The following is a 20,173-nucleotide window of genomic DNA, read 5'->3' as shown; positions in this document are numbered from 1 at the left end:
GAGCGATTTCTGTTATCCGGTGCTTTCGTGCTGCTGTGAATGCGCTATTTCGCGCCATATTCCAGAGCATGTCACCCATAAGGGAAACCGCTTTGGGGAGACATGTTCTAGAGCATAATCCGACCGGAGTGAAACGAGGATCGATAAGATTATGCTTAAAATATAATAGGTTAGAGCGCAGGCCTGATTGAATCAAATCTGCGCTCTAACGCAGAATATCGGACAGACGCTTCTGTTCTTTTTCGACACGCTCGAGATTGAGGCCCGCCAGAAGATCAAGAATATGGGTCTTCATCAGGGCCGCAGCGTCGTCGCTCCTGTGCTCTTCGATGGCATCGACCAGCGCATGATGCGCGTCGCTCTGGCAGGTCGTCTCGCGCCGTTCCCAATAGAGCGAAATGATGAGCGAGGAACGCGGCAGCAGATCGCCGACAAAACCCGCCAGGATCGAGTGTCCCGAAATTTCGGCCAGATGCGTATGGAAAAGCGCCGACAGCATGATCGCCTCGCTGTCGCGTCCGGCATGAAGTGCTTCATGCTCGTCATGGAGATGCTGGCGCAGCTGCTTGACCTGCTGGGGCTTGATGACCTTCGCTGCAAGCGAAGCCACCTCCGGCTCGATCAGCAAGCGCGCCTCGAACACTTCGCGCGCTTCCTCGCGCGAGGGTTCGGCAACGAAGGCACCGCGATTGGGTTCCAGACGCACCAGCCTGTCATGCGCCAGCGCCTGCAGGGCGGAGCGAACAAAGGCACGGCTGACGGAATAGATCGTCGCCAGCTCGTCCTCCGGCAACTTGGTGCCGGGAAGCAGACGATGGCTGACGACCGCCTCGCGCAAGCCGTTATAGACCGGAAGCCAACGCACATTCCCGCCGTTTTGGTCTGTCATGTTCGTCGCAGCCAGGTTCATCATCATCCAGTAGAAGCTGTTCAAATGGCAGATGCAATCGGTCGATACTGCATCCGCAAATCCTCTATCAATTTCCTTACATATCGAACACAGGTCCGGCGAGTGTCAACAATGTCGCGAGTTTTGATGCACAAACCCGGCTGAAATCATCTGAACGTCAATTCTGGGGCGAAAAAGGTTCAAAAATACCTTGAAAATCCTTCATTCGCGGCAGCTGATAGCCACCCAGTTTCGATGTTTTCAAGCCGAGACCGACAAGGCTTTCACACAGTTTCACCGCACAGGTCACGCCGTCGATGACCGGCAGCCCATGCTCCCTGGACAGAGAAGCAGCAAGGTCGGCCATGCCCGCACAACCAAGCACAATCGCTTCGGCATGGTCTTCCCGGATCGCCTTCGCGATCTCGTTCGAGACCTTGTTGCGCGCGTCTGATCCCGGAATTTCGAGGTCAAGTACGGCCACGTCGCTGGCCCGAACACGGGCGCAACGCGACATGAGACCATAGCGGGACAGGTTATGCTCGATTGCAGGCACCGAACGCGACAATGTGGTGACAACGCTGAACTTTCCGGCAATCAGGCTTGCCATGTGAAAAGCCGCCTCGCCGATGCCGATCACCGGCATGGTTCCGGCACAGCGCGCTGCATCAAGGCCGGTATCGTCGAAACAGGCAATGACGCAGGCATCGGCGGTCGGGCGCTTCTGCATTTCCCCGATCATGCCGGGAATGGCAAAAACCTCGTCGAAATATCCTTCGATGCTCGGCGGACCGTCGGCGGGATTGCTTGCGATGATTGTCGTGCCGGCACCTGCCACGCTGCGTGCAGCCTCGCCGATCTTGTGCGTCATCGATGCAGTTGTATTGGGGTTGATGACAAGTATTTCCATTTTCCTCGAACCATCGAAATATTTGTTTTCGTTCTGGATGGTCCAGAGCGTCTTTCGGACGCTCTGCCTAGTCTGCAATACCGGCGGTCAGATTTCCCCGCCCAGATAGAGTTTCGCGACGCGATCATCCGTCGCCAGTTCTTCCGAATTACCGGACAGGACGATCTTTCCGGTCGTCAGGGCATAGGCGCGCTGCGAGATGCGGAGCGCCATCCGTGAATTCTGCTCGACCAGAAGAACGCTCACCTTTTCGTCGCGGTTGATGGCGACGATGGAGCGGGCGATATCCTGCACCAGTTTGGGTGCGACCCCGAGAGATGGCTCGTCCAGCAGCAAAAGCTTCGGTTTGGCCATGAGCGCACGCCCAATGACCAGCATCTGCTGCTCGCCGCCGCTCATTGTGCCTGCGGCCTGCGAATAGCGTTCCTTCAGGCGCGGGAACCGCCCCAGAACCATCTCCAGCGTGTTGGCGATATCCGCCTTGCTGGAACGGGTAAACGCCCCCATCATCAGATTGTCGCGCACGCTCATATAGGGAAAGACGCGGCGGCCTTCCGGTACCATGGCAATCCCCATCTTGACGATCTCGTCCGACCGGGTGCCGTCGATCCGGCGGCCCTCATAATGGATTTCGCCCTTGCGGATCTTTTTCAGCCCCGTGATCGCCCGCAGGATCGAGGATTTGCCCGCACCATTTGCGCCGATCAGCGCGACTGTCTCTCCCTCCTGAACGCTCAGCGAAACGCCTTTCAGCGCATAGACGTGATCGTAATAGAGTTCGGCATCGGAAACTTTGAGAAGCTCTGCCATGGTCAATATCCAATCGTTTCGTCTTCTGCGCCGAGATAGGCTTCGATCACCTTCTCGTTTTCCTGGATCTGTTTCGGCGTTCCTTCCGCGATCTTCTGGCCGAAATTGATGACGACGATCCGGTCGGAAATATTCATCACCGCCGGCATGTCATGTTCCACCAGCAGCACCGTGACACCCCGGTCACGGACCGCCCGCACCATTTCCACCGCCTTGACGGTTTCGTCATGGTTCATCCCGGCAAAGGGTTCATCCAGAAGCAGGATTTTCGGCTCCGTGGCGAGACCGATGGCAATGCCAAGCGCCCGCAAGTGACCATGCGGCAGGTTCTGCGCAACCTCGTCCCGCTGCTTCCACAGGCCGAGAAACTGCAGGATTTCATCGGCGGAGCGTCCGAATTCCTCCTGATCCCGGCGAGCAAGGCTTGACCCCACATAACAGCCGAGGAAACTCGCCTTGGCGCGCAGATGGTGGCCGACAATCACATTGTCGCGCACCGTCATGCCCTTGAAGATCGTCGTTTCCTGAAAGGTGCGCACCACGCCCTTTCGCGCCACGATATGCGGTGCCAGACCGGAAATGCGTTCGCCCTTGAAGCGGACTTCCCCGGAGGTGGGCGTGAGAAATGAGGCGATCAGCTTGAACAGCGTGGATTTGCCCGCGCCATTCGGCCCGATGACCGACAGGATTTCCTTTTCACGCACCGAAAAGGAGACATCGTTGACCGCCACCAGACCGCCGAAACGTTTGGTAACGCTTTTGACTTCCAGAAGATCGCTCATGATCCTGCTCCCTTCTTTCCGGTCAGTCTGAGGCTGAGAAGCCCGTTAGGCAGGAACAGCATCAGGATGATGAGAACGCTGGAGAAGATCAGAAGCTGGAACTTGCCGGTCTGGAACAGGAAGTCCCAACCGAAATAGAGGACGAAGGTTCCAATGATCGGACCGAAGACATAGCCAAGCCCGCCCAGGAAGCAGTTGAGCATGAAATTGACCGAGTCCGTGACGGTGAAGCTCGACGGATAGATCGACTGCGAGATCGCCACGAACATCGCACCGCCAAGCCCGCCAAGGAAGGACGAGATCGCATAAGCCAGCACGCGCAGATTGGTGATGTTGACGCCAATCGACGAGGCAAGCTCCTCATTTTGCTGCAACGACTGGCAAAGACCACCGATGCGCGAATTGATGAGGCGATAAAGCCCCGCGAAGCACAGCACCATCAGCACAATGGATACGAAATAGAAGGCCGCGCGCGGGTTCTGCAATGTTGCGAAATCCGGCAGGATGGTCAGGCCGAAAAGCGATATGCCACCCGGCATCGGAATGCTGACCATGCCCTTGGCGCCATTGGTGATGGGCAGCGCCATCGCCAGAAGACGGGCAACTTCGGTCAGAACCAGCGTGACCATGGCGAAATAGACGCCGCGAAGCCGCAGGATCGGAATGCCGATCAGGATGCTGGCGAAAGCGCAGAACAGCCCGGCCAGAGGAAGCGTCAGCCAGAAGGAGACGCCATATTTCACCATCAGGATCGCCGACACATAGCCGCCCATAAGAGCATAGGCACCCTGGCCGATATTGATGCGACCGATATAGAAGGTGAGCCACACCCCGCCACTAACAATGGAGAGAAGCGCCACCGAAGTGAGCGTATAATAGAGGTCGTGCCGTCCGGTAGTCTCGATCAGCACCGGAATACCGATGAAGATCAGAGCCAGAAAGGCAGCAACGCCGATAAGCTTTGTTGTCTTTGTCATGATTGCCCCCTCAACCCCACGGCTTGCCCATGAGCCCGTTCGGACGGATGCTCAGGAACACCATCAATGCGGCGAAGATGACGAGATAGGTGATGTCGCCATAGGAGCGCAGCACCGTCAGCCCGACGGATTCCATCATACCGAGGATAAAGCCGCCAGCAATGGCACCGCTCACGACGCCTGCGCCGCCGATCATCACCATCATGAAAGCCTTGATGGAGATGGCGCCGCCGATGCCGGAATTGACGCCGGTAATCGCGACCAGCAACCCGCCCACCAGACCTGCAAGCATTGCCCCCAGCGCGAAGCCGATCATTGAATAACGATCGACATTCACACCCATCAACTGCGCGGCCACGCGGTCCTGGGCAAGTGCGCGCATGGCGCGACCGGGTTTGGTGTATTGCATGAAAAGAACGAAAGCTGCGATGAAGACCACGGCAAGCACTCCGATCAGAATGCGGTCATAAGGCATGATCAGGCTGTCGGAGACGAACACGCCATTGACGATCTTCGGCACGCCGCGCTGCTTTTCACCGAACAGAAGCAGGATCACCGCATCCAGAAAGAAAGCGACGGCCGCAGCAAGCAGCATCGTGCTTTCATCGCGCAGACTTCGCTTGATGACCGGCCGGAAGAGAAATTTTTCGATCAGCGCACCAACGATCATCAAAGTGACCGCGGAAGCCAGAAGAGCGACAACAAACGGCAGGCCAAGCTGTCCGTAAACCGTATAGGTGACAAAACCGCCCAGCACATACATCTGGCCGTGCGCGAAATTGAGGACGTTCATGAGCGCGAAGATCAGCGTCAGTCCCAACGCGATCAGTGCATATTGCGCACCCAGATATAGCCCATTGGCTATCACTTGTTCCATGAAGGCAGACTCCCTCGTGTGAAGTGCCGGGTAAACTGCAAGGCAGGCCCAAAACTCCGTGACAGTTCCTGGAGCATTTCCCGTTTGGCATGAGCCATTGGAAACGCTCTAACTGTTTGTTTTAACGCGCATCTTATTCCGAAAACCGCTTTGCACTTTTCGGGATGCGCTCTAGCGATTGGGAGGCCCGAAGCAGAAGTACCCCTCTTCCGCTTCGGGCTTTTCACAGGCCTATCGGTTAATCGACCTGGCCGACGAAAAGCGTTTCAAACTTGCCGTCCTTGTATTCTGTCACAACCATCGGAATACCGAGCTGGCGCTTCTGCGTGAAGGAGGAGGTGCCGACATAGGTCAGCTTGGAACCGTCGCCATCGCCCTTGACGAAAGGATTGGGCGCGGAGAACGTGTCCACCGTCTTCTTGAATTCCTCGACATTGTCGACCGCAGCCGGGTTGGCCTTCAGCGTCTCGACAATGTATTCGAGCGCATAGACCTTGGTGTTGGACTCGTCATTATATTCGCCATAGGCCTTGGTATAACGGTCAACGAATTCCTTCATCACGTCGGATGCGATTTCAGGCGTGGAAGCGCCACCCACCGAGATGAAGCCATTGGCGAGTTCGCCTGCACCTTCTTCCAGAACCTTGGCGTCCTGCGCGGTTTCGGTGGAAATGAAGCCCTGATAACCAAGCTCACGCGCAGCGCGGATCAGCAACGGCGCATTGCCCGGCGCAACGCCCGACAGAACCAGCAGATCCGGCTTCTGCATGACAATCGGCGTCAGAACAGGCGTGAAGTCGCGCGTATCGTTCTGATAGGCATCGTTGGTGGAGACGACTTCAAGACCGAGCGCCTTGGCTGCCTCGATGCCGCTGTCGCGCTGGCTGAGCGGATCGGATTCATTGGCCGCCACAAAGGCCACCGTCTTGATGCCCTTGTTTTCCTTCAGATATTTATAGATCGCCGGGCCGGACTGATAGTTGGCGATCATGCCGAGAACAGCATTGGACGCTGGTGGCGTATAAAGTTCCTTCGGGAAGGAATAAGGGAAATAGATGATGCCCTTGGCTTCCGCCACCGGACGGACGGCAGCGGCGCCGTCATCCACATTCGGACCCACGACGTAGTGAATGCCTTCCTGTGCCATCTTTTCCATGCCGGCGATGGCGCGCTTCGGGTCTTTCTGATCATCGAAGGTGACGACTTTGATCTTGTAGGTATCGTCGCCGATCTTCACGCCGCCCTGCTCGTTGAGCCAGTCGGCACGAACCTGCATCGAGCGAACATTGGATGTGCCCCAGGCCGCCGCAGGGCCGCTGGTGACACCGACGAAACCGATCTTCAGCTCCTTGTCCGCTGCCTGGGAGGCCGACGCGGACATGAGCGCAAATATAGAAACGGCGCCTAGCGCCGCAGTCTTAACAACTGCGCGTCTATTGATCATTTTAGTTCCCCTTACTTAGCTTTACCTTTCCCTCATTTGGCGGAGAAAGGATATTCAAGCTAAACACGCGTTCGAAATATTGTCAACAATCTGAATATTTTTAATGAACGATCTTGGAACGACGCGTCATCAATTCCAGAAAATTTCTGAACGGAAAAAGGCGCGTCGGTTTCCGACGCGCCTATTGAAATGACAAACTGGGAACAGACTAGCTCCGCGCCTGCAACTGCGCGAAATGGGCGAGCATCCGGTTCGGGTCAGCCTTGATGCCACTGAAGAGTTCAAACGCGCCGACCGCCTGAAACACAGCCATGCCGCCACCGTCGAGTACGCGGCATCCGCGCTCCCTGGCAAGCCGGACAAGCGCCGTCTGCAGAGGAAAATAAACAATGTCCGAAACCCAGAGGTGCGGCTGCACCAGCTCAGGCGCAAGCGGCAGACCCGGATGCGCGTCCATGCCCGTTGGTGTTGCATGGACCAGACCCGAAGCCTGTGCCAGTGTCTCCTCCAGATCGGCCCCGGCAATGAAACTGCATTGCGGCTGCACCGAAACAAGCTTGCCAATTACCGCATCGACCTTCGTGGCATCGAGGTCGAAGATGTGGACCTCCCTTGCACCCATTTCCGCCAGCGCATAGGCAACGGCAACGCCCGCCCCGCCCGCACCGAGCAACACGACACGCTCCAACGACGCATCCGGCAGGCCGCGGCGAAACCCTTCAGCGTAGCCCCACCAGTCGGTATTGTGACCGATGCGCCTGCCGTCGGAAAACACCATCGTGTTGATTGATTGCAGGGCCAAGGCATGGGGCGAAAGTTCATCGACCAGCGCCACCGCAGCCTGCTTGCAGGGATGGGTGATATTGAGCCCGGCAAATCCTGCAGCTTCGGCCTCCGCGACAAGGGCTGGCAGATCGCGTTCCGAACGCCCGTTCTCGGCGATGTCGATAATGTCGTAGCGATAGGCCAGCCCGGCGGCCTCGCCTTCCCGCATATGCATTGCCGGCGAAAGCGAACGTTGAATGTTTGCGCCGATCAGACCCACATGCACACGACGTTTGGTCACTTCACTTATCAATTCTCATCTCCGCAGGATCGGACGATATGTCGATCCTCGTTATTCCGGGCTTTTCAAAAGAGCGATGATCGTATCGCTGATCAGGCGGCGATGCCGCGCCTTCACGTCGGACGCCATCAGGTCGGTGCCGAAAATCGCGCCGAACGTATGTCTGTTGGACACACGAAAGAAGCATTGCGCACTGATCAGCATGTGAAGGTCGAGCGCGGAAATGCGCCGTTGAAAGATGCCCTGCTCGCGCCCGCGCTCCAGAATTTTCTCGATCGTCTCCAGAATGGTTACATTCTGGCGCGACAGAACATCCGAGCGTTCCATATGTTCGGCGCGGTGAATATTTTCCACCGCGACGAGCCGCACGAAATCCGGATTGGCATCGTCATGGTCGAAAGTGCTTTCCACCAGACTGCGCATGGCGGATTCCGGGTCCTGATCGTCGAGCGACAGTGAGCTTTCAAGCGTGCGTATCTTGCCATAGGCCCGTTCCAGCACGGCGAGATAAAGCCCATCCTTGCTGCCGAAGTAATAGTAGATCATGCGCTTGGACGTGCGGGTCTGCGCCGCGATTTCATCCACGCGCGCGCCGGAGAAACCCGATGCCACGAACTCCCGCGCCGCGACATCGAGAATATTCTCGCGCGTTGCGTCAGGATCGTTCTTGCGCGGCTGCGCCTTGGCGAGTGCCTTTGCCATAGTCCTCCCCCTTCAGCGTTCAGAGTGCCACAGCACTTTTTGGCATGCCCGCCGGACGCATGTATCGCCGCAGCGCCGCAATGCGGAAGATCGCATTGGCTGCGCCATATCCCTTGTAGCCTCGCCTCTGCACGACTTCGAAAAAGAAGCCCTGATCGTCGGTCGGGCTGTAAAGCTGGAAATATTCCCCGCTCTCATCGCGATCATAAAGCACGTTCGCGGCCTTGAGCCGGTCGGTGAATTCCGGATCGAGACCGAGACGTGCTTCCAGATCGTCGTAATAATTCGGCGAGATTTCCAGCGTATGGAAGCCGTTGTCGCGCAAAGCCGCAGCCGTCGCGAAGATATCATCCGTCGCAAAGGCCAGATGCTGGATGCCCGACCCGAAGGTCTCGGCAATGAAGCGACCGGCCAGTGTGCGACGGTTTTCCGCACCGTTGAGCGTGATGCGCAGCGTTCCCTCGTCGTTTTCCACCACCTGACTGCGCACGACACCGCCCGGATCGACGATATCGACCATGGGCGACTTCCGCGATTCCGTAAGCGAAGTATAGAAAAGCAGCCAGGTCAGAAGTTCATCGAACTTCATCGTCTGGGCAACGTGATCGATATGGGTGAGACCGACACTGGTCCCTGTATCATTGCCTGCGACCGGCTCGAACTCGATATCAAAGATACGGCCGAGATCGGTCTTCTCATCGAGGAAATAGACCAGCCCGCCGCCAACGCCACGAATGGCAGGCATACCGATTTCGCCCGGATCGAGCGGTTGCTCAAAACTTTCCGCGCCCATGGCCACTGCGCGGGCATGGGCCTCAGCCGCATCGTCCACGACAAGCCCCATGGCATAGGCAGCAGTGCCGTGTACTGCATAGGCCGAGCTGGCGAAGCCGCGCGTATCCGTATTGATGACGAGGTTGATGTCGCCCTGCCGGTAGAGCGCAACGTCCTTCGTACGATGCTTGCCAGCGAGTTTGAAGCCCAGCGCACCAACTGCGGAAACCAGCCGTTCGGCATCATCGGCATGGGTGGCAAACTCGACAAAGCCGACACGGTGCACCTTTGCGCGGGGCGGCATGGCAGCAACCGTCAGCTTGTTGTCCGGCTCGACCCGGCGAACCTGATCGCCAAGATAGATCAGCGAACGGCGTCCGTCGGCGGCGATGGTGGCTGGCGATCCGCCACGGAACTGGTCGTTGAAGATTTCGAGCGAGAAATAACCGTCATAGCCGGTCGCAGCCACCGCACGCATGAAATCCAGCACCGGCAGATCGCCCTCGCCCGGCATGTTGCGATAATGGCGGCTCCAGTAAAGCAGATCCATATCGATCAGTGGCGCGTCGGCCATCTGGATGATGAAAAGCTTGTCCTTCGGAATGGAGCGGATCGAGTTCACGTCGATCTTGCGCGCCAGAGTATGAAAACTGTCGAGGATAAGGCCGACATTGGGATGATCGGCGCGGCGCACGATCTCCCATGCATCGCGATGGTCGCTGATATGGCGACCCCAGGCGAGAGCCTCATAACCGACACGCAGATTGCGCCGTGCCGCTCTTTCGCCAAGCTCGCGAAAATCGTCCGCAGCGCGGTCGATGCCACCAATGGCAGCTGGCGACACGTTGGAGCAGACCAGAACGAGATCGGTGCCCAGCTCCTGCATGAGGTCGAACTTGCGTTCCGCCCGATCGAAAGTGCGGCTGCGCAAAGGCTCCGGCATACCTTCAAAATCACGGAATGGCTGGAAAAGTGTGATCTCCAGGCCAAGGTCGCGCGCCATCTGGCCCACCTGACGCGGGCTTTCGTCAAAGGTGAGAAAATCGTTCTCGAAAATCTCGACCCCGTCGAAACCGGCTTTGGCGATGGCCCCCAGTTTCTGCTGGAGATCGCCGCTGATGGAGACGGTTGCTATCGAAGTCTTCATGTCACACTCCTGTCTCCGGCCAGACCGGAGTCCACTGGCGGTTCCGGACAAATCGGCCCGGAACCATCTAGTTCAGTATCGGCAAGATATTCAGCCGTACTGTTTTAGTTTTCGCCGCGTACCTTCTTCAATTCGGCGAAGAGTTCATCGACCGTTTCTGCACCGATTTCGGCGGTAAACTTGTCGATGATCGGCTTTACCGCATCGCGCAGGCGCGTGGTTTCTTCCGGCGTAAGCTCGGTAACCTGCATGCCGGTCTTCTTGATCTCGTCCAGCGCCGTCGCATCCTGCTCGCGCGAAACCTTGCGCTGATAATCGCGCGCCTCGACAGCGGCCTGCTCGATCACCGCTTTTTCCTCATCGTTAAGGCGATCCCAGAACTTCTTGCTGATCATGACGATCTGCGGATTATACTGGTGGCGGGTCAGCGTCAGATATTTCTGCACTTCATAGAATTTGGCATTGATGATGTTGGCATTGGGATTTTCCTGCCCATCCACCGTACCGGTTTCAAGCGCCGTATAAAGCTCGGTATAGGGCAGCGGCACCGCATTGGCGCCAAGTGCATTGAACAAGGCAACCGGAACCGGCGATTGCAGGGTGCGGATCTTCAGCCCGGCAATATCCTCCAGCTTTGCGACCGGATGACGGTTGTTGGTCAGATTGCGGAAACCGAGTTCCCAATAGGCAAGCCCGATCAGACCCGTATCGGGCAGGCGTTTCATCAGATTGGTACCGAAGGGGCCATCCATGACCTTGTCGGCTTCCTCACCGCTGTTGAACAGGAATGGCAAATCAACCGCTTCGAATGCCTTGACGGTGCTGGACAGGATGCCCGCATTCATCACCGTCATTTCCACGACGCCGCCCTGCAAGCCGGAAAGCGTCTGCGGATCGCTGCCCAGAACACCGCCGGGGAACAGTTTCACATTGATCTGCCCGCCGCTCTTTTCCTTCACCAGCTCGGCAAATTTCTCCATACCCGTGACCTGCGGATGGCCCTTGCTGTTGGCGGCAGCAAACTTGATTGTCTGCGAACGGATTTCAGCCATGGCGGTGGTCGTCATCAGTGCCAGCGGCAGCATCACGCCCAGTGCCATTGTCTTCAGTATTTTCTTCATGTCTTCCTCCCACTCAAAAATTCTGTCTCTGTTTTTACGCATGTCTCCCGAAACCGGTTTCCACTTTCGGGAGACATGCTTTGATTTAATGGAACCAGTTCATCGGGACCGTCACCAGTTGCGGGAACAGCACCATCAGGAAAAGCACCACCAGCTGCGCAATCAGGAACGGCAGAACACCAGTCATCACCTTCTCAAACGGCAGGCGCGCGACGCCGCACACCACATTCAGCACCGTGCCGACAGGCGGGGTGATGAGGCCGATGGAATTGTTGATGATGAACAGCACACCGAAATAGACCGGATCGATGCCCGCCTCCTTGATGATCGGCATCAGCACCGGCGTCAGGATCAGGATTGTCGGGGTCATGTCCATCGCCATGCCGACGAGAACAACCAAGAGCATGATGGCAAGCAGCAGCAGCGTCTGGTTATCCATCAAAGGCCGCACCAGTTCGGCCAGTTCACCCGGCACATCGGCAACCGTAATCATCCAGGCCGAAACGCTGGCGCTGGCAACGAGGAACATCACCACGGCGGTCGTCTTCGCCGCATCGACCATTGCCGGATAGAGTCTTGAAAGCGGCAATTCCCGATAGATCACGGTTGCGACGAACAGCGAATAGACAGCGGCAACCACGCCCGCTTCCGTCGGCGTGAACACACCGAAGCGAAGGCCGACAATGATGATGACCGGCAGCATCAAGGCCCAGATACTGTCGAGGAAAGCCCGCATCCGTGCACTGGGTTCAGCTTTCTTCGGCAGTTCGAACTGTTCGCGACGCGCGAGGATGAACCAGGTCACGCACAGCGCAACGGCAATCATCAGGCCGGGGAAAATCCCCGCCAGGAACAGTTTGGTGATCGAAACGCCGCCAACCACGCCAAACAGGATGAAACCGATGGAGGGCGGGATGACCGGGGCAATGATCGATGCCGAGGCGATCAGCCCGGCGGCGCGACCCGGCTCGTGTCCGGCATTGCGCATCATCGGAAACAGCAATGCGCCGAGCGCTGCCGCATCGGCAACCGCCGAACCCGAAAGACTTGCGATCACACAGGCTGCAAAGATCGCGACGAAACCGAGACCGCCGCGCACATGCCCCACCATGACCAGCGCCAGATTGACGATGCGACGCGACAAGCCGCCCGCATTCATGATTTCCCCGGCAAGCAGGAAGAACGGAACGGCCATCAGCGGAAAACTGTCGGCGCCGTTCAGCACGTTCTGCGCCACGATCTGGGCGTCGAACAAATCCATATACATCATCAGCGCCGCACCGCTGATGATGAGCGCGAAGGCAACGGGGACGCCAAGCGCCATCGGAACCAGAAGGGCGGCAAGAAAGATGAGCAAGGTCATGGTCGGCGCGCCCTACTTGCGATTTTCATCGGTCGAGACGGGCGTGACATGCTCCTCGCTATCCGTCACGAAATGCATCCCGGCGACATCGATCCGCCCGGTTGCGATGCCGAAACCATTCCACGCAATGATCAGGAGTGCGGGGACTGCAAAGGCCAGCCCTGCGCCATAAAACCAACCCATCGACATGCCTGTCGCCGGGGCCAGCGTCGGAATATTGATGAGTGTCTGCGTCCAGCTTCCCGAAAGAACCAGCCATGTCGCGCCGAACATCATGATATGGCCGGCGACCAGCGCAATGCGCGCGCCCCTAGGCGACAGGCGGCGCACCAGCGAATCCACACCCAGATGCGCATGGTCGCGCATGGCGACCACTGCGCCAAGAAAGGTGAGCCAGATGAAGAAGATGCGCGACAATTCTTCTGAAACCGTTATGCCCTGATTGAAGGCATAGCGCAGCACCACATTGCCGAACACGAGCACGACCATGCAACCAAGAAGGCAGGCAATGGCGAACCGCGCCGCGGTAAAATAGAAATCGACTAAAGCTTTCATGTTCCTCCTCCCGGCGCATTACTTACAGACTGCCGCCCCTTTTCGGGTTTCGGGTGAAAGCGACGCGGCATCACCGGCAGGATGTCCCATACATCCCGAGGCGAAACATCGCTTTCCCCACAGTCCTTGACCGATTCCGGGCCGACCATCGCAACGAAAGCCCTGCCAGAAAACCATTCCGGTCTCCGGCATGCGCCTCATCGTGACCAGCAATCCATCCTCCTCAGCCATCCCGCTTCAGAACGGAATCGCATCGGTCAGCTGCGCCATTTCTCTAAAATGTACTAACTGGTTAGGAAGTCAATCGATTCTGTTTGAACAAACGCATGAAAGCCTTTATTCCAAGGATATCAGAAATGTTCCATCTGGTTCAAAAGAGCGGATTTCTGTGCGAAGCACAGGCTATTGACGAAAAATCAGCCACCGTTCACCAGCGCCAGAATAAGCTGATGGACATTGCCGCCATTGCCCATCTCGACCTTGTCGAAGGCGCGGCCCTGAGCGCGCTGGACGTCCACCATATCGGTGATTTCCTTGATCAGCACCTTGCGGATTTTCTGGCATTTCGGATCGTTTGGAACCGACAGGCCAACGGTCCGGCGCACAATCTCGCGCGTCATGTCCTTGGCATGGTCGCCATGCACAAGCTCATGCTTGCGGATGCCTTCGGAGAAAGTTTCCCAGTGTTCTTTCACCGGGGAATTGAGCTTCTGCGAGGGCTTCGGCAGCGTATAGGTGATCTTCAGCTTCGGCGTGGCGGACAGGATCGTGCAGGCATTGTTGGAGCGGTCGAACTTCCGGTCCCAGGTCAGCACATAGCTGGTATGGGCGATGACGCGGGTTTTGCCGCCGCCGATCTTCGGGCCACGCTCGCCGATGGATTCATAAAGTTCGGGACCGGTTTTCCCGGCTATGGCGTAGGTCTTGATTTCCTCGACGGCTTTCCAATTGTCTTCTGCCAGTGCAGGTGCCGCCACCAGAATTCCAAGGAATGCGAATGCTGCCGCTTTTTTCACGCTTGCCCCGATCCATCGATTTGCCCGGATGATTTGCGGGCAAGCTACAATATCAGCGGGCGATGCGTAAGCGGCTTTCCAGCAAAAAGCCCGCCCCGGTTTCCCGAGGCGAGCTTTTTAGATCATATATTGATCTTACTTTTCGATGGTGCGGTTCCAGCGGCTGTTGAGCTGCTGACGACCTTCATTGACAGCATCCCAATCCAGCGTATTGGCTGTTTTCATGTAACCGTTGAAAGCGTCGAGCTTGGCCTGCGCATCGGGCGTACCGGCCTTCGCCTTCTGGTTCGACGGAATGAGGTTGCCATGGTCGAGCGCCTTGCTCTGTGCATCGGCGGAAAGCAGATAGTGAGCAAGCTTCTGGCTCAGTTCCGGTTCGTTATTGCCTGCGAGCACGCATTCGGTCACAGCGAGGACGACAGAGCCTTCCTTTGGCTGTGCATATTCAACCGGAATTCCCTTGGCCTTCAGGTTGTTGACGCCCGTCGGCGTCAGCGGGAAGATCGCTGCCTCGCCGGTCTGCACCATTTCCGAAATCTTGGCCGATGACGGAATGTATTCCAGAACGTTCTTGCCGATTGTGTCCGGGAATTTTTCGAAGCCCGGCTCGAGGTTCTTTTCATCACCGCCCTGAATGCGGTTGAACATCAGGAAGGCATGGAGGCCGAAAGTCGAAGCGGAAGCCGACTGGAACACCACGGCGTTCGCATATTTTTCGTCGGCAAAGTCCATCCACGAGGTCGGTGCTGCCCAGCCCTTTTCGTCGAAAAGCTTCTTGTTATAGGCAATGCCGGTCATGCCCATATCGATGCCGATGGCCATGTCGTCCTTGAGGCGTGCGGCAGGCTGAATGTCAGCCAGAACCGGATCATCCGAAATCTTCTGGCACAGGCCGGAACTGATCGCGCGCACCATGACGCCGTCGTCGAGCAGCATGACATGCATCTGCGGATTGTCTTTCTGCGCGGTTGCCTTGGCGAGAATATCCGCCGAAGTGCCCGGCACGACAACGACCTTCACGTCATTGGCCTTTTCGAATTCCGGCAGAACGTGCTCGGTATAGGCCTTCTCCATATTGCCGCCATTCATGCCGATATAGAGCGTCTTGGTTTCAGCCGATGCGGCGGAAGCAAAGGCGACCGACAGGCCGAGCGCCAACAGGGCGGACTTGGTGATGGCCTTGTTGGTGAATTGAGTTTTCATGCTACTCCCCTTTGTGGTTTGAGTTTTTATCGAACCGGTCGATGCGGAATGCATCGATCGGTGTTTCCGTCTCGCCTTTAACGGCGAGATCGCAAAGAACGGCACCCACAGCCGGACCGGTCTGGAAACCGGCGCCGCAAAATCCGAAGGCGTGAAAGAGGTTTTTGACCCGGCTGCTTGGCCCGATCACCGGATTGTCGTCCGGCATTTCCGATTCAGTGCCGGACCAGAAGCGGATGACCTGAGCGTTTTTCAGATGCGGAAAAAGTTCGATGGCGCGCAGCATCACCGATGAAGCCGCATTGACCGAAGGCCGCGAAAAATCCGGGTTTTCAAGCGGCGCACCGCGTCCGCCACCCATGACATAATTGCCGCGCGTGACCTGACGGCCGTAGAAGCCGCCGCCCTCTTCGCCAAGGCTCATCGGCAGGCGAAACGGCATTGGCTCGGTTACAACCATCGATGGATAGATGCGCTGGAGCGGCACCGGCTCGCCAAATGAAGCAGCAAACTGATCCGACCATGCACCGGCGCAATTGAACAAGAGACGCGAGCGGATTTCGATGCCGTTTCCCGCCAGAATGGCAAAACCATCGCCGGTTTCACGCGCTTCGATGACCGGGGTGTTTTCCAGCACCGTGGCACCGGCAGCAAGTGCTGCGCGGGCAAAGGCAGGCGCGACCAGACGCGGATTGGCGTGGCCATCTTCCGCGCAGAGCGAAGCGCCCGCGACGTTGCCCGGAAGCCATGGGAAACGCTCTCGCACGGCATTGCCACCGATCAGCTCGACATCGAGCCCAAGCGGCTGCACTGTAGCCGCATAGGCTTCAAGCTTCGCAAAATGCGCTTCCGTGCGGGCAAGCTTCAAATGGCCGCTGCGGATATATTCGCCATCGATGCCGATAAGTTCCGGCAGACGCGCCCACAATGCGTGCGAACGCTGTGCGAGCGGCAGCTGTTCCGGCGCGCGACCCTGCCTGCGAACGCCGCCATAATTCACGCCGCTTGCCTGCGCCCCGCAAAAGCCCTTGTCGAGCAGAATGACCGACAACCCGGCCTGACGCATGAAAAGCGCAGCCGAACCACCGACAATCCCGCCGCCAATAATGACCACATCGGCCAGAAGATGCTTTGTCATGGCAACACCTCCTGCTCAGGCTTTGCGCCAAAGCCAAGCGGGATCGGTTTGACTGGTGCCTGGGCGCGGATGCGGCCCGCTTCTTCGGGCGCCTTGTCCTGCATCGACGCCAGAAGTTCTGCGGCGGCAGCGGTACACATGCGCCCCTGACAGCGCCCCATCCCCACACGGGTAAGCGCCTTGAGCCGGTTGATCTCGCGCACATCACCCTTGCCGATAACCGCCTTGGCATCACGCACCGCGATTTCTTCGCAACGGCAAAGCGTGACATCGCCTGCGATTGTATCGAACCAGTCGCGCGGGAACGGGAAAGCTTTTTCGACGATCAGACGCTCGCGATAGATATGATCGAGCTTTGCGAGAAGGCCGCGTTCGGTGCCTTCGTCAAACGGCAGGCCCCTGTCGCGCAGCAAGGCCATCGCGGCCAATGACCCACGAATTTCAGCAGCATCCGCACCCGCGATGCCCGCGCCATCGCCCGCCACGTAAACACCTTCGCGGCTTGAACGGCCGAGCTTGTCGGCAGCAGGAAGCCAGGCGCGGTCACGTTCTTCAAAGCGGAATTCGCAACCGGCGAGATCGGCAAGCTGGGTTTCAGGACGCAGCGCAAAACCATAGGCCAGCGCATCGCATTCAACCTCGCGAACACGCTTGCCCGTGCGATAGCGAATGGCTTCGACATGGCCCTCGCCCAGAACTTCATCTGGTCGCACATTATAGTGGATCGGTACGCCACCAAGCTTCAGCCGCAGGCCGTAATAAGCGCCGAGAGCGACAATGCGCGGTGCATAGAGCGCCAGATGTGCCAGATGAAACTTTGAAGCGAAGGGCGCTGTGTCGAGCACGGCTGCAACCTTCGCACCGGCATGATGATATTGCCAGGCGACCAGATAAAGCAGCGGCCCCGAACCCATGAACACCACGCGTTCGCCAACCGTGCAGCCTTGCGCCTTGAGTGCGGTCTGTGATGCACCAAGCGTATAGACGCCGGGCTTGGTCCAGCCTTTGAACGGAAGAACCCGATCAGTCGCACCCGTCGCCAGAATGAGATGGCTGTAAGGCAGCTGGCTATGCACACCCTTGGTCAGCAGATCGAGACGATCACCTTCACCGCGCGTGATATTCCAGACCAGCGTTTCCGGACGATAGTCGATTACGCTACGCAACGCGTCGAATGTCTTGTGCAGCGCTTCGGCCTTATGCGCTTCCGACCCGTAACGGCTTCGATAGCTGCGCCCGTCATCGAGCGGCGGGCGACGATAGATCTGACCACCGGAACGAAAACCTTCGTCGAGCACGATAGGCTTGAGACCCGCCTTGACCAGCGTTTCGGTGGCGCGAATGCCCGCAGGACCAGCGCCCACAATGACCGGATTGGGAACCGCACTCATATCGCGGGCTCCGTCACAAAGGCCATGCCGTCTTCCAGAAGCGTGGTGCAGGCACGAAGCTTGTGGCCCTCAGCCGTCATGACGTGGCAATCCTGACACGCGCCGATCAGGCAGAAGCCCGCCCGCGGCTCACCGGTAAATTCGGTATGACGCAACTTTCCCTGCACCGAGAGAATGGCGGTCAGCACGGTATCGCCACGGCGTCCCTCGAAGGAAACGCCGTCAAGCGAGAAGCTGATCGGCTGCTCAGTCAGCCGATACCGTCTGCGGAACTGAGCCGCCGAAGGGGAAACCGGGATCGTCATGATCTGCCTGCTCAACCCTTGCCCACCAGCAGCCGGTCGAGGCCGAACATGCGATCGATGATAATCATGGTCACGGTGGCAACGAGGATCATCAGGGCCGAAACCGCTGCCATCATCGGGTCGATGGATTCGCTGGCATACATATACATGCGGACCGGCAGCGTGACCGTGGACGGCGAGGTCACGAAGATCGACATGGTGAGTTCGTCGAACGAATTGATGAAGGCAAGCAGCCAGCCGCCCGACAGACCCGGCACAAGCAATGGCAAGGTGACGCGACGGAACACGGTCCATTCACCGGCGCCCAGCGTGCGCGCCGCATTTTCCGCATTGCGATCCATGCTGCCAAGCGAAGCAAGGATAAGGCGCAGCGCATAGGGCGTGACGACAATCGAATGTGCCGCAACCAGCCAGACGAAGGAGCCGGTAAAGCCCATCAGCGAGAACAGACGCAGGAACGCCACACCCAACACCAGATGCGGGATGATGAGCGGCGACAGGAAAAGCGCGTTCAACGCATCGCGACCACGGAAATTATACTGCGCAATCGCGAGCCCCGATGGCACGGCCAGAAGCGTCGAAATGGATGCCGAGAAGAAGGCGAGCTGCACACTGTTATAGAACGAAGTCATGAAATCATTGTGCGCAAACACGGCAGCGAACCAGCGCAGTGAAAGGCCGTTCCACGGCATTGTCAGCGTGTTTTCCGGCGTGAAGGCCACCAGACACACCACAACCATCGGCGCCAGCATGAAGATGACGATCAGCGTGTGGAAGAAAAGAGCGAAAGGACCGTTCTTTGTCATGGCGGTTACCCCAGCTTCTTTCTCGCTTGCCCTTCGAGCATGCGATTATAGGCAATCATGATCACGAGATTGGCGACCAGAACGATGATGGCGATGGCAGCACCCAGCGGCCAGTTCAGCTCGATCAGGAACTCGTCATAGACAACGGTTGCCGCCATCTTGAGACGACGCCCACCAAGCAGGCCCGGAATGGCAAAGGAGCTGGCCGAAAGCGCAAACACGATGAGGCTGCCCGACAGGATGCCAAGCACTGCCTGCGGAAACACCACACGGCGAAGTGCTGTCAGGCGCGATGCGCCGAGCGTCAGCGCTGCGGCTTCCACCGACGGATCGAGCTTTTGCAGCACGGTCCAGACCGGGATCACCATGAATGGCAGCATGATATGCACCAGACCGATGACGATGGCTGTCTCGCTGTAGAGGATTTGCGTCGTCGGCAGGCCCACCATGTCGAGCGCGCTGTTCACGAGGCCATTGCGCCCCAGCAACATGCTCCAGCCAAATGTGCGGACCACGACCGAAACCAGAAGCGGGCCGATGATGACCAAAAGGAAGATCGAGCGCCATGGCTTGCGCATATTGGAAAGAATATAGGCCTCGGGCACACCGATCAGCACCGTGATGACGGTTGTGATCAGCGCCAGCTTGAGCGTGCGCCAGAAGATCGAGAGGTAATAGGGGTCTTTGAGAACCTGCGTATAATTGGCAAGCGTGTAGACGTTCTCGATGCCTTTGTCATAGCTGTAGCTGTTGAATGAAAGCAGCACGGTGAGACCGAGCGGCAACAGCACCAGCGCGAAGAACAGAAGCGTCGACGGCCCGACCAGAAAGAGCGGCGTCAGATCGCGCTGCCCTTTGGGCCCGGCGGATGTATCCTGTGAGGTGACGGCCGACATG

General features: G+C 57.9%; 20 protein-coding genes. All 20 read right to left on the bottom strand.

Annotation, left to right across the window (positions count from 1 at the left end; all coding sequences use genetic code 11):
* Positions 1 to 205 precede the first annotated feature (205 nt).
* The gene (locus KWJ32_RS11490; RefSeq protein ID WP_029928696.1) at positions 206 to 910 is read right to left on the bottom strand and encodes a GntR family transcriptional regulator; all 705 of its coding nucleotides are present in this window, start codon (positions 908 to 910) and stop codon (positions 206 to 208) included.
* A gap of 157 nt (positions 911 to 1,067) precedes the next feature.
* Complete coding sequence (locus tag KWJ32_RS11485; RefSeq protein WP_012093691.1) at positions 1,068 to 1,799, bottom strand: aspartate/glutamate racemase family protein; 732 nt, start codon at positions 1,797 to 1,799, stop codon at positions 1,068 to 1,070.
* 87 nt (positions 1,800 to 1,886) lie between these two features.
* Entirely contained in the window at positions 1,887 to 2,609 is a 723-nt protein-coding gene (locus KWJ32_RS11480; RefSeq protein WP_010660572.1) for an ABC transporter ATP-binding protein, read from the bottom strand.
* Between the two features lie 2 nt (positions 2,610 to 2,611).
* On the bottom strand, positions 2,612 to 3,391 hold the full coding sequence (locus KWJ32_RS11475) for an ABC transporter ATP-binding protein (protein WP_012093692.1): 780 nt from the start codon (positions 3,389 to 3,391) through the stop codon (positions 2,612 to 2,614).
* Positions 3,388 to 4,368 (bottom strand): branched-chain amino acid ABC transporter permease, encoded by a 981-nt coding sequence (locus tag KWJ32_RS11470; protein WP_012093693.1) that lies wholly within the window; start codon positions 4,366 to 4,368, stop codon positions 3,388 to 3,390. Before KWJ32_RS11470 ends, KWJ32_RS11475 begins: the two co-directional genes overlap by 4 nt.
* A gap of 10 nt (positions 4,369 to 4,378) precedes the next feature.
* A complete protein-coding gene (locus KWJ32_RS11465) occupies positions 4,379 to 5,245 on the bottom strand; it encodes a branched-chain amino acid ABC transporter permease (RefSeq protein ID WP_010660569.1) in 867 nt (288 codons plus the stop codon).
* Between the two features lie 238 nt (positions 5,246 to 5,483).
* The gene (locus tag KWJ32_RS11460; protein ID WP_010660568.1) at positions 5,484 to 6,689 is read right to left on the bottom strand and encodes an ABC transporter substrate-binding protein; all 1,206 of its coding nucleotides are present in this window, start codon (positions 6,687 to 6,689) and stop codon (positions 5,484 to 5,486) included.
* 208 nt (positions 6,690 to 6,897) lie between these two features.
* Entirely contained in the window at positions 6,898 to 7,767 is an 870-nt protein-coding gene (locus KWJ32_RS11455; protein ID WP_012093694.1) for a shikimate dehydrogenase, read from the bottom strand.
* A 39-nt stretch (positions 7,768 to 7,806) separates the two neighbouring features.
* Positions 7,807 to 8,457 (bottom strand): TetR/AcrR family transcriptional regulator, encoded by a 651-nt coding sequence (locus KWJ32_RS11450; RefSeq protein WP_010660566.1) that lies wholly within the window; start codon positions 8,455 to 8,457, stop codon positions 7,807 to 7,809.
* A 19-nt stretch (positions 8,458 to 8,476) separates the two neighbouring features.
* The gene (locus KWJ32_RS11445; protein ID WP_012093695.1) at positions 8,477 to 10,378 is read right to left on the bottom strand and encodes a sugar phosphate isomerase/epimerase and 4-hydroxyphenylpyruvate domain-containing protein; all 1,902 of its coding nucleotides are present in this window, start codon (positions 10,376 to 10,378) and stop codon (positions 8,477 to 8,479) included.
* A gap of 104 nt (positions 10,379 to 10,482) precedes the next feature.
* Positions 10,483 to 11,499, bottom strand: a complete 1,017-nt coding sequence (locus KWJ32_RS11440; RefSeq protein WP_151610137.1) for a TRAP transporter substrate-binding protein — start codon at positions 11,497 to 11,499, stop codon at positions 10,483 to 10,485.
* 85 nt (positions 11,500 to 11,584) lie between these two features.
* Entirely contained in the window at positions 11,585 to 12,862 is a 1,278-nt protein-coding gene (locus tag KWJ32_RS11435; protein WP_012093696.1) for a TRAP transporter large permease subunit, read from the bottom strand.
* A 12-nt stretch (positions 12,863 to 12,874) separates the two neighbouring features.
* On the bottom strand, positions 12,875 to 13,417 hold the full coding sequence (locus KWJ32_RS11430; protein ID WP_094515454.1) for a TRAP transporter small permease: 543 nt from the start codon (positions 13,415 to 13,417) through the stop codon (positions 12,875 to 12,877).
* A gap of 416 nt (positions 13,418 to 13,833) precedes the next feature.
* A complete protein-coding gene (locus KWJ32_RS11425) occupies positions 13,834 to 14,433 on the bottom strand; it encodes a DUF922 domain-containing Zn-dependent protease (RefSeq protein ID WP_010660561.1) in 600 nt (199 codons plus the stop codon).
* A 135-nt stretch (positions 14,434 to 14,568) separates the two neighbouring features.
* Positions 14,569 to 15,636, bottom strand: a complete 1,068-nt coding sequence (locus KWJ32_RS11420) for an ABC transporter substrate-binding protein (RefSeq protein WP_012093698.1) — start codon at positions 15,634 to 15,636, stop codon at positions 14,569 to 14,571.
* A gap of 1 nt (position 15,637) precedes the next feature.
* Positions 15,638 to 16,774, bottom strand: coding sequence for an FAD-binding oxidoreductase (locus KWJ32_RS11415; protein ID WP_094515455.1), 1,137 nt, complete (start codon positions 16,772 to 16,774; stop codon positions 15,638 to 15,640).
* Positions 16,771 to 18,165 carry an FAD/NAD(P)-binding oxidoreductase gene (locus tag KWJ32_RS11410; RefSeq protein WP_151610138.1) on the bottom strand — a complete coding sequence of 465 codons (1,395 nt, stop codon included), beginning with the start codon at positions 18,163 to 18,165 and terminating at the stop codon, positions 16,771 to 16,773. The genes KWJ32_RS11415 and KWJ32_RS11410 overlap by 4 nt, the downstream gene beginning before the upstream one ends.
* The gene (locus tag KWJ32_RS11405) at positions 18,162 to 18,470 is read right to left on the bottom strand and encodes a (2Fe-2S)-binding protein (protein WP_036588165.1); all 309 of its coding nucleotides are present in this window, start codon (positions 18,468 to 18,470) and stop codon (positions 18,162 to 18,164) included. Before KWJ32_RS11405 ends, KWJ32_RS11410 begins: the two co-directional genes overlap by 4 nt.
* An 11-nt stretch (positions 18,471 to 18,481) precedes the next feature.
* Complete coding sequence (locus KWJ32_RS11400) at positions 18,482 to 19,276, bottom strand: ABC transporter permease (RefSeq protein WP_010660556.1); 795 nt, start codon at positions 19,274 to 19,276, stop codon at positions 18,482 to 18,484.
* A gap of 5 nt (positions 19,277 to 19,281) precedes the next feature.
* Positions 19,282 to 20,172: an ABC transporter permease gene (locus KWJ32_RS11395; RefSeq protein ID WP_094515457.1), complete on the bottom strand. Its 891-nt coding sequence runs from the start codon at positions 20,170 to 20,172 to the stop codon at positions 19,282 to 19,284.
* Between the last annotated feature and the right edge of the window lies 1 nt (position 20,173).

It is taken from the genome of Ochrobactrum sp. BTU2, from assembly GCF_024539785.1.
GTDB classification, from domain to species: domain Bacteria; phylum Pseudomonadota; class Alphaproteobacteria; order Rhizobiales; family Rhizobiaceae; genus Brucella; species Brucella anthropi.
This window is presented reverse-complemented; position numbering and strand designations above follow the sequence as displayed.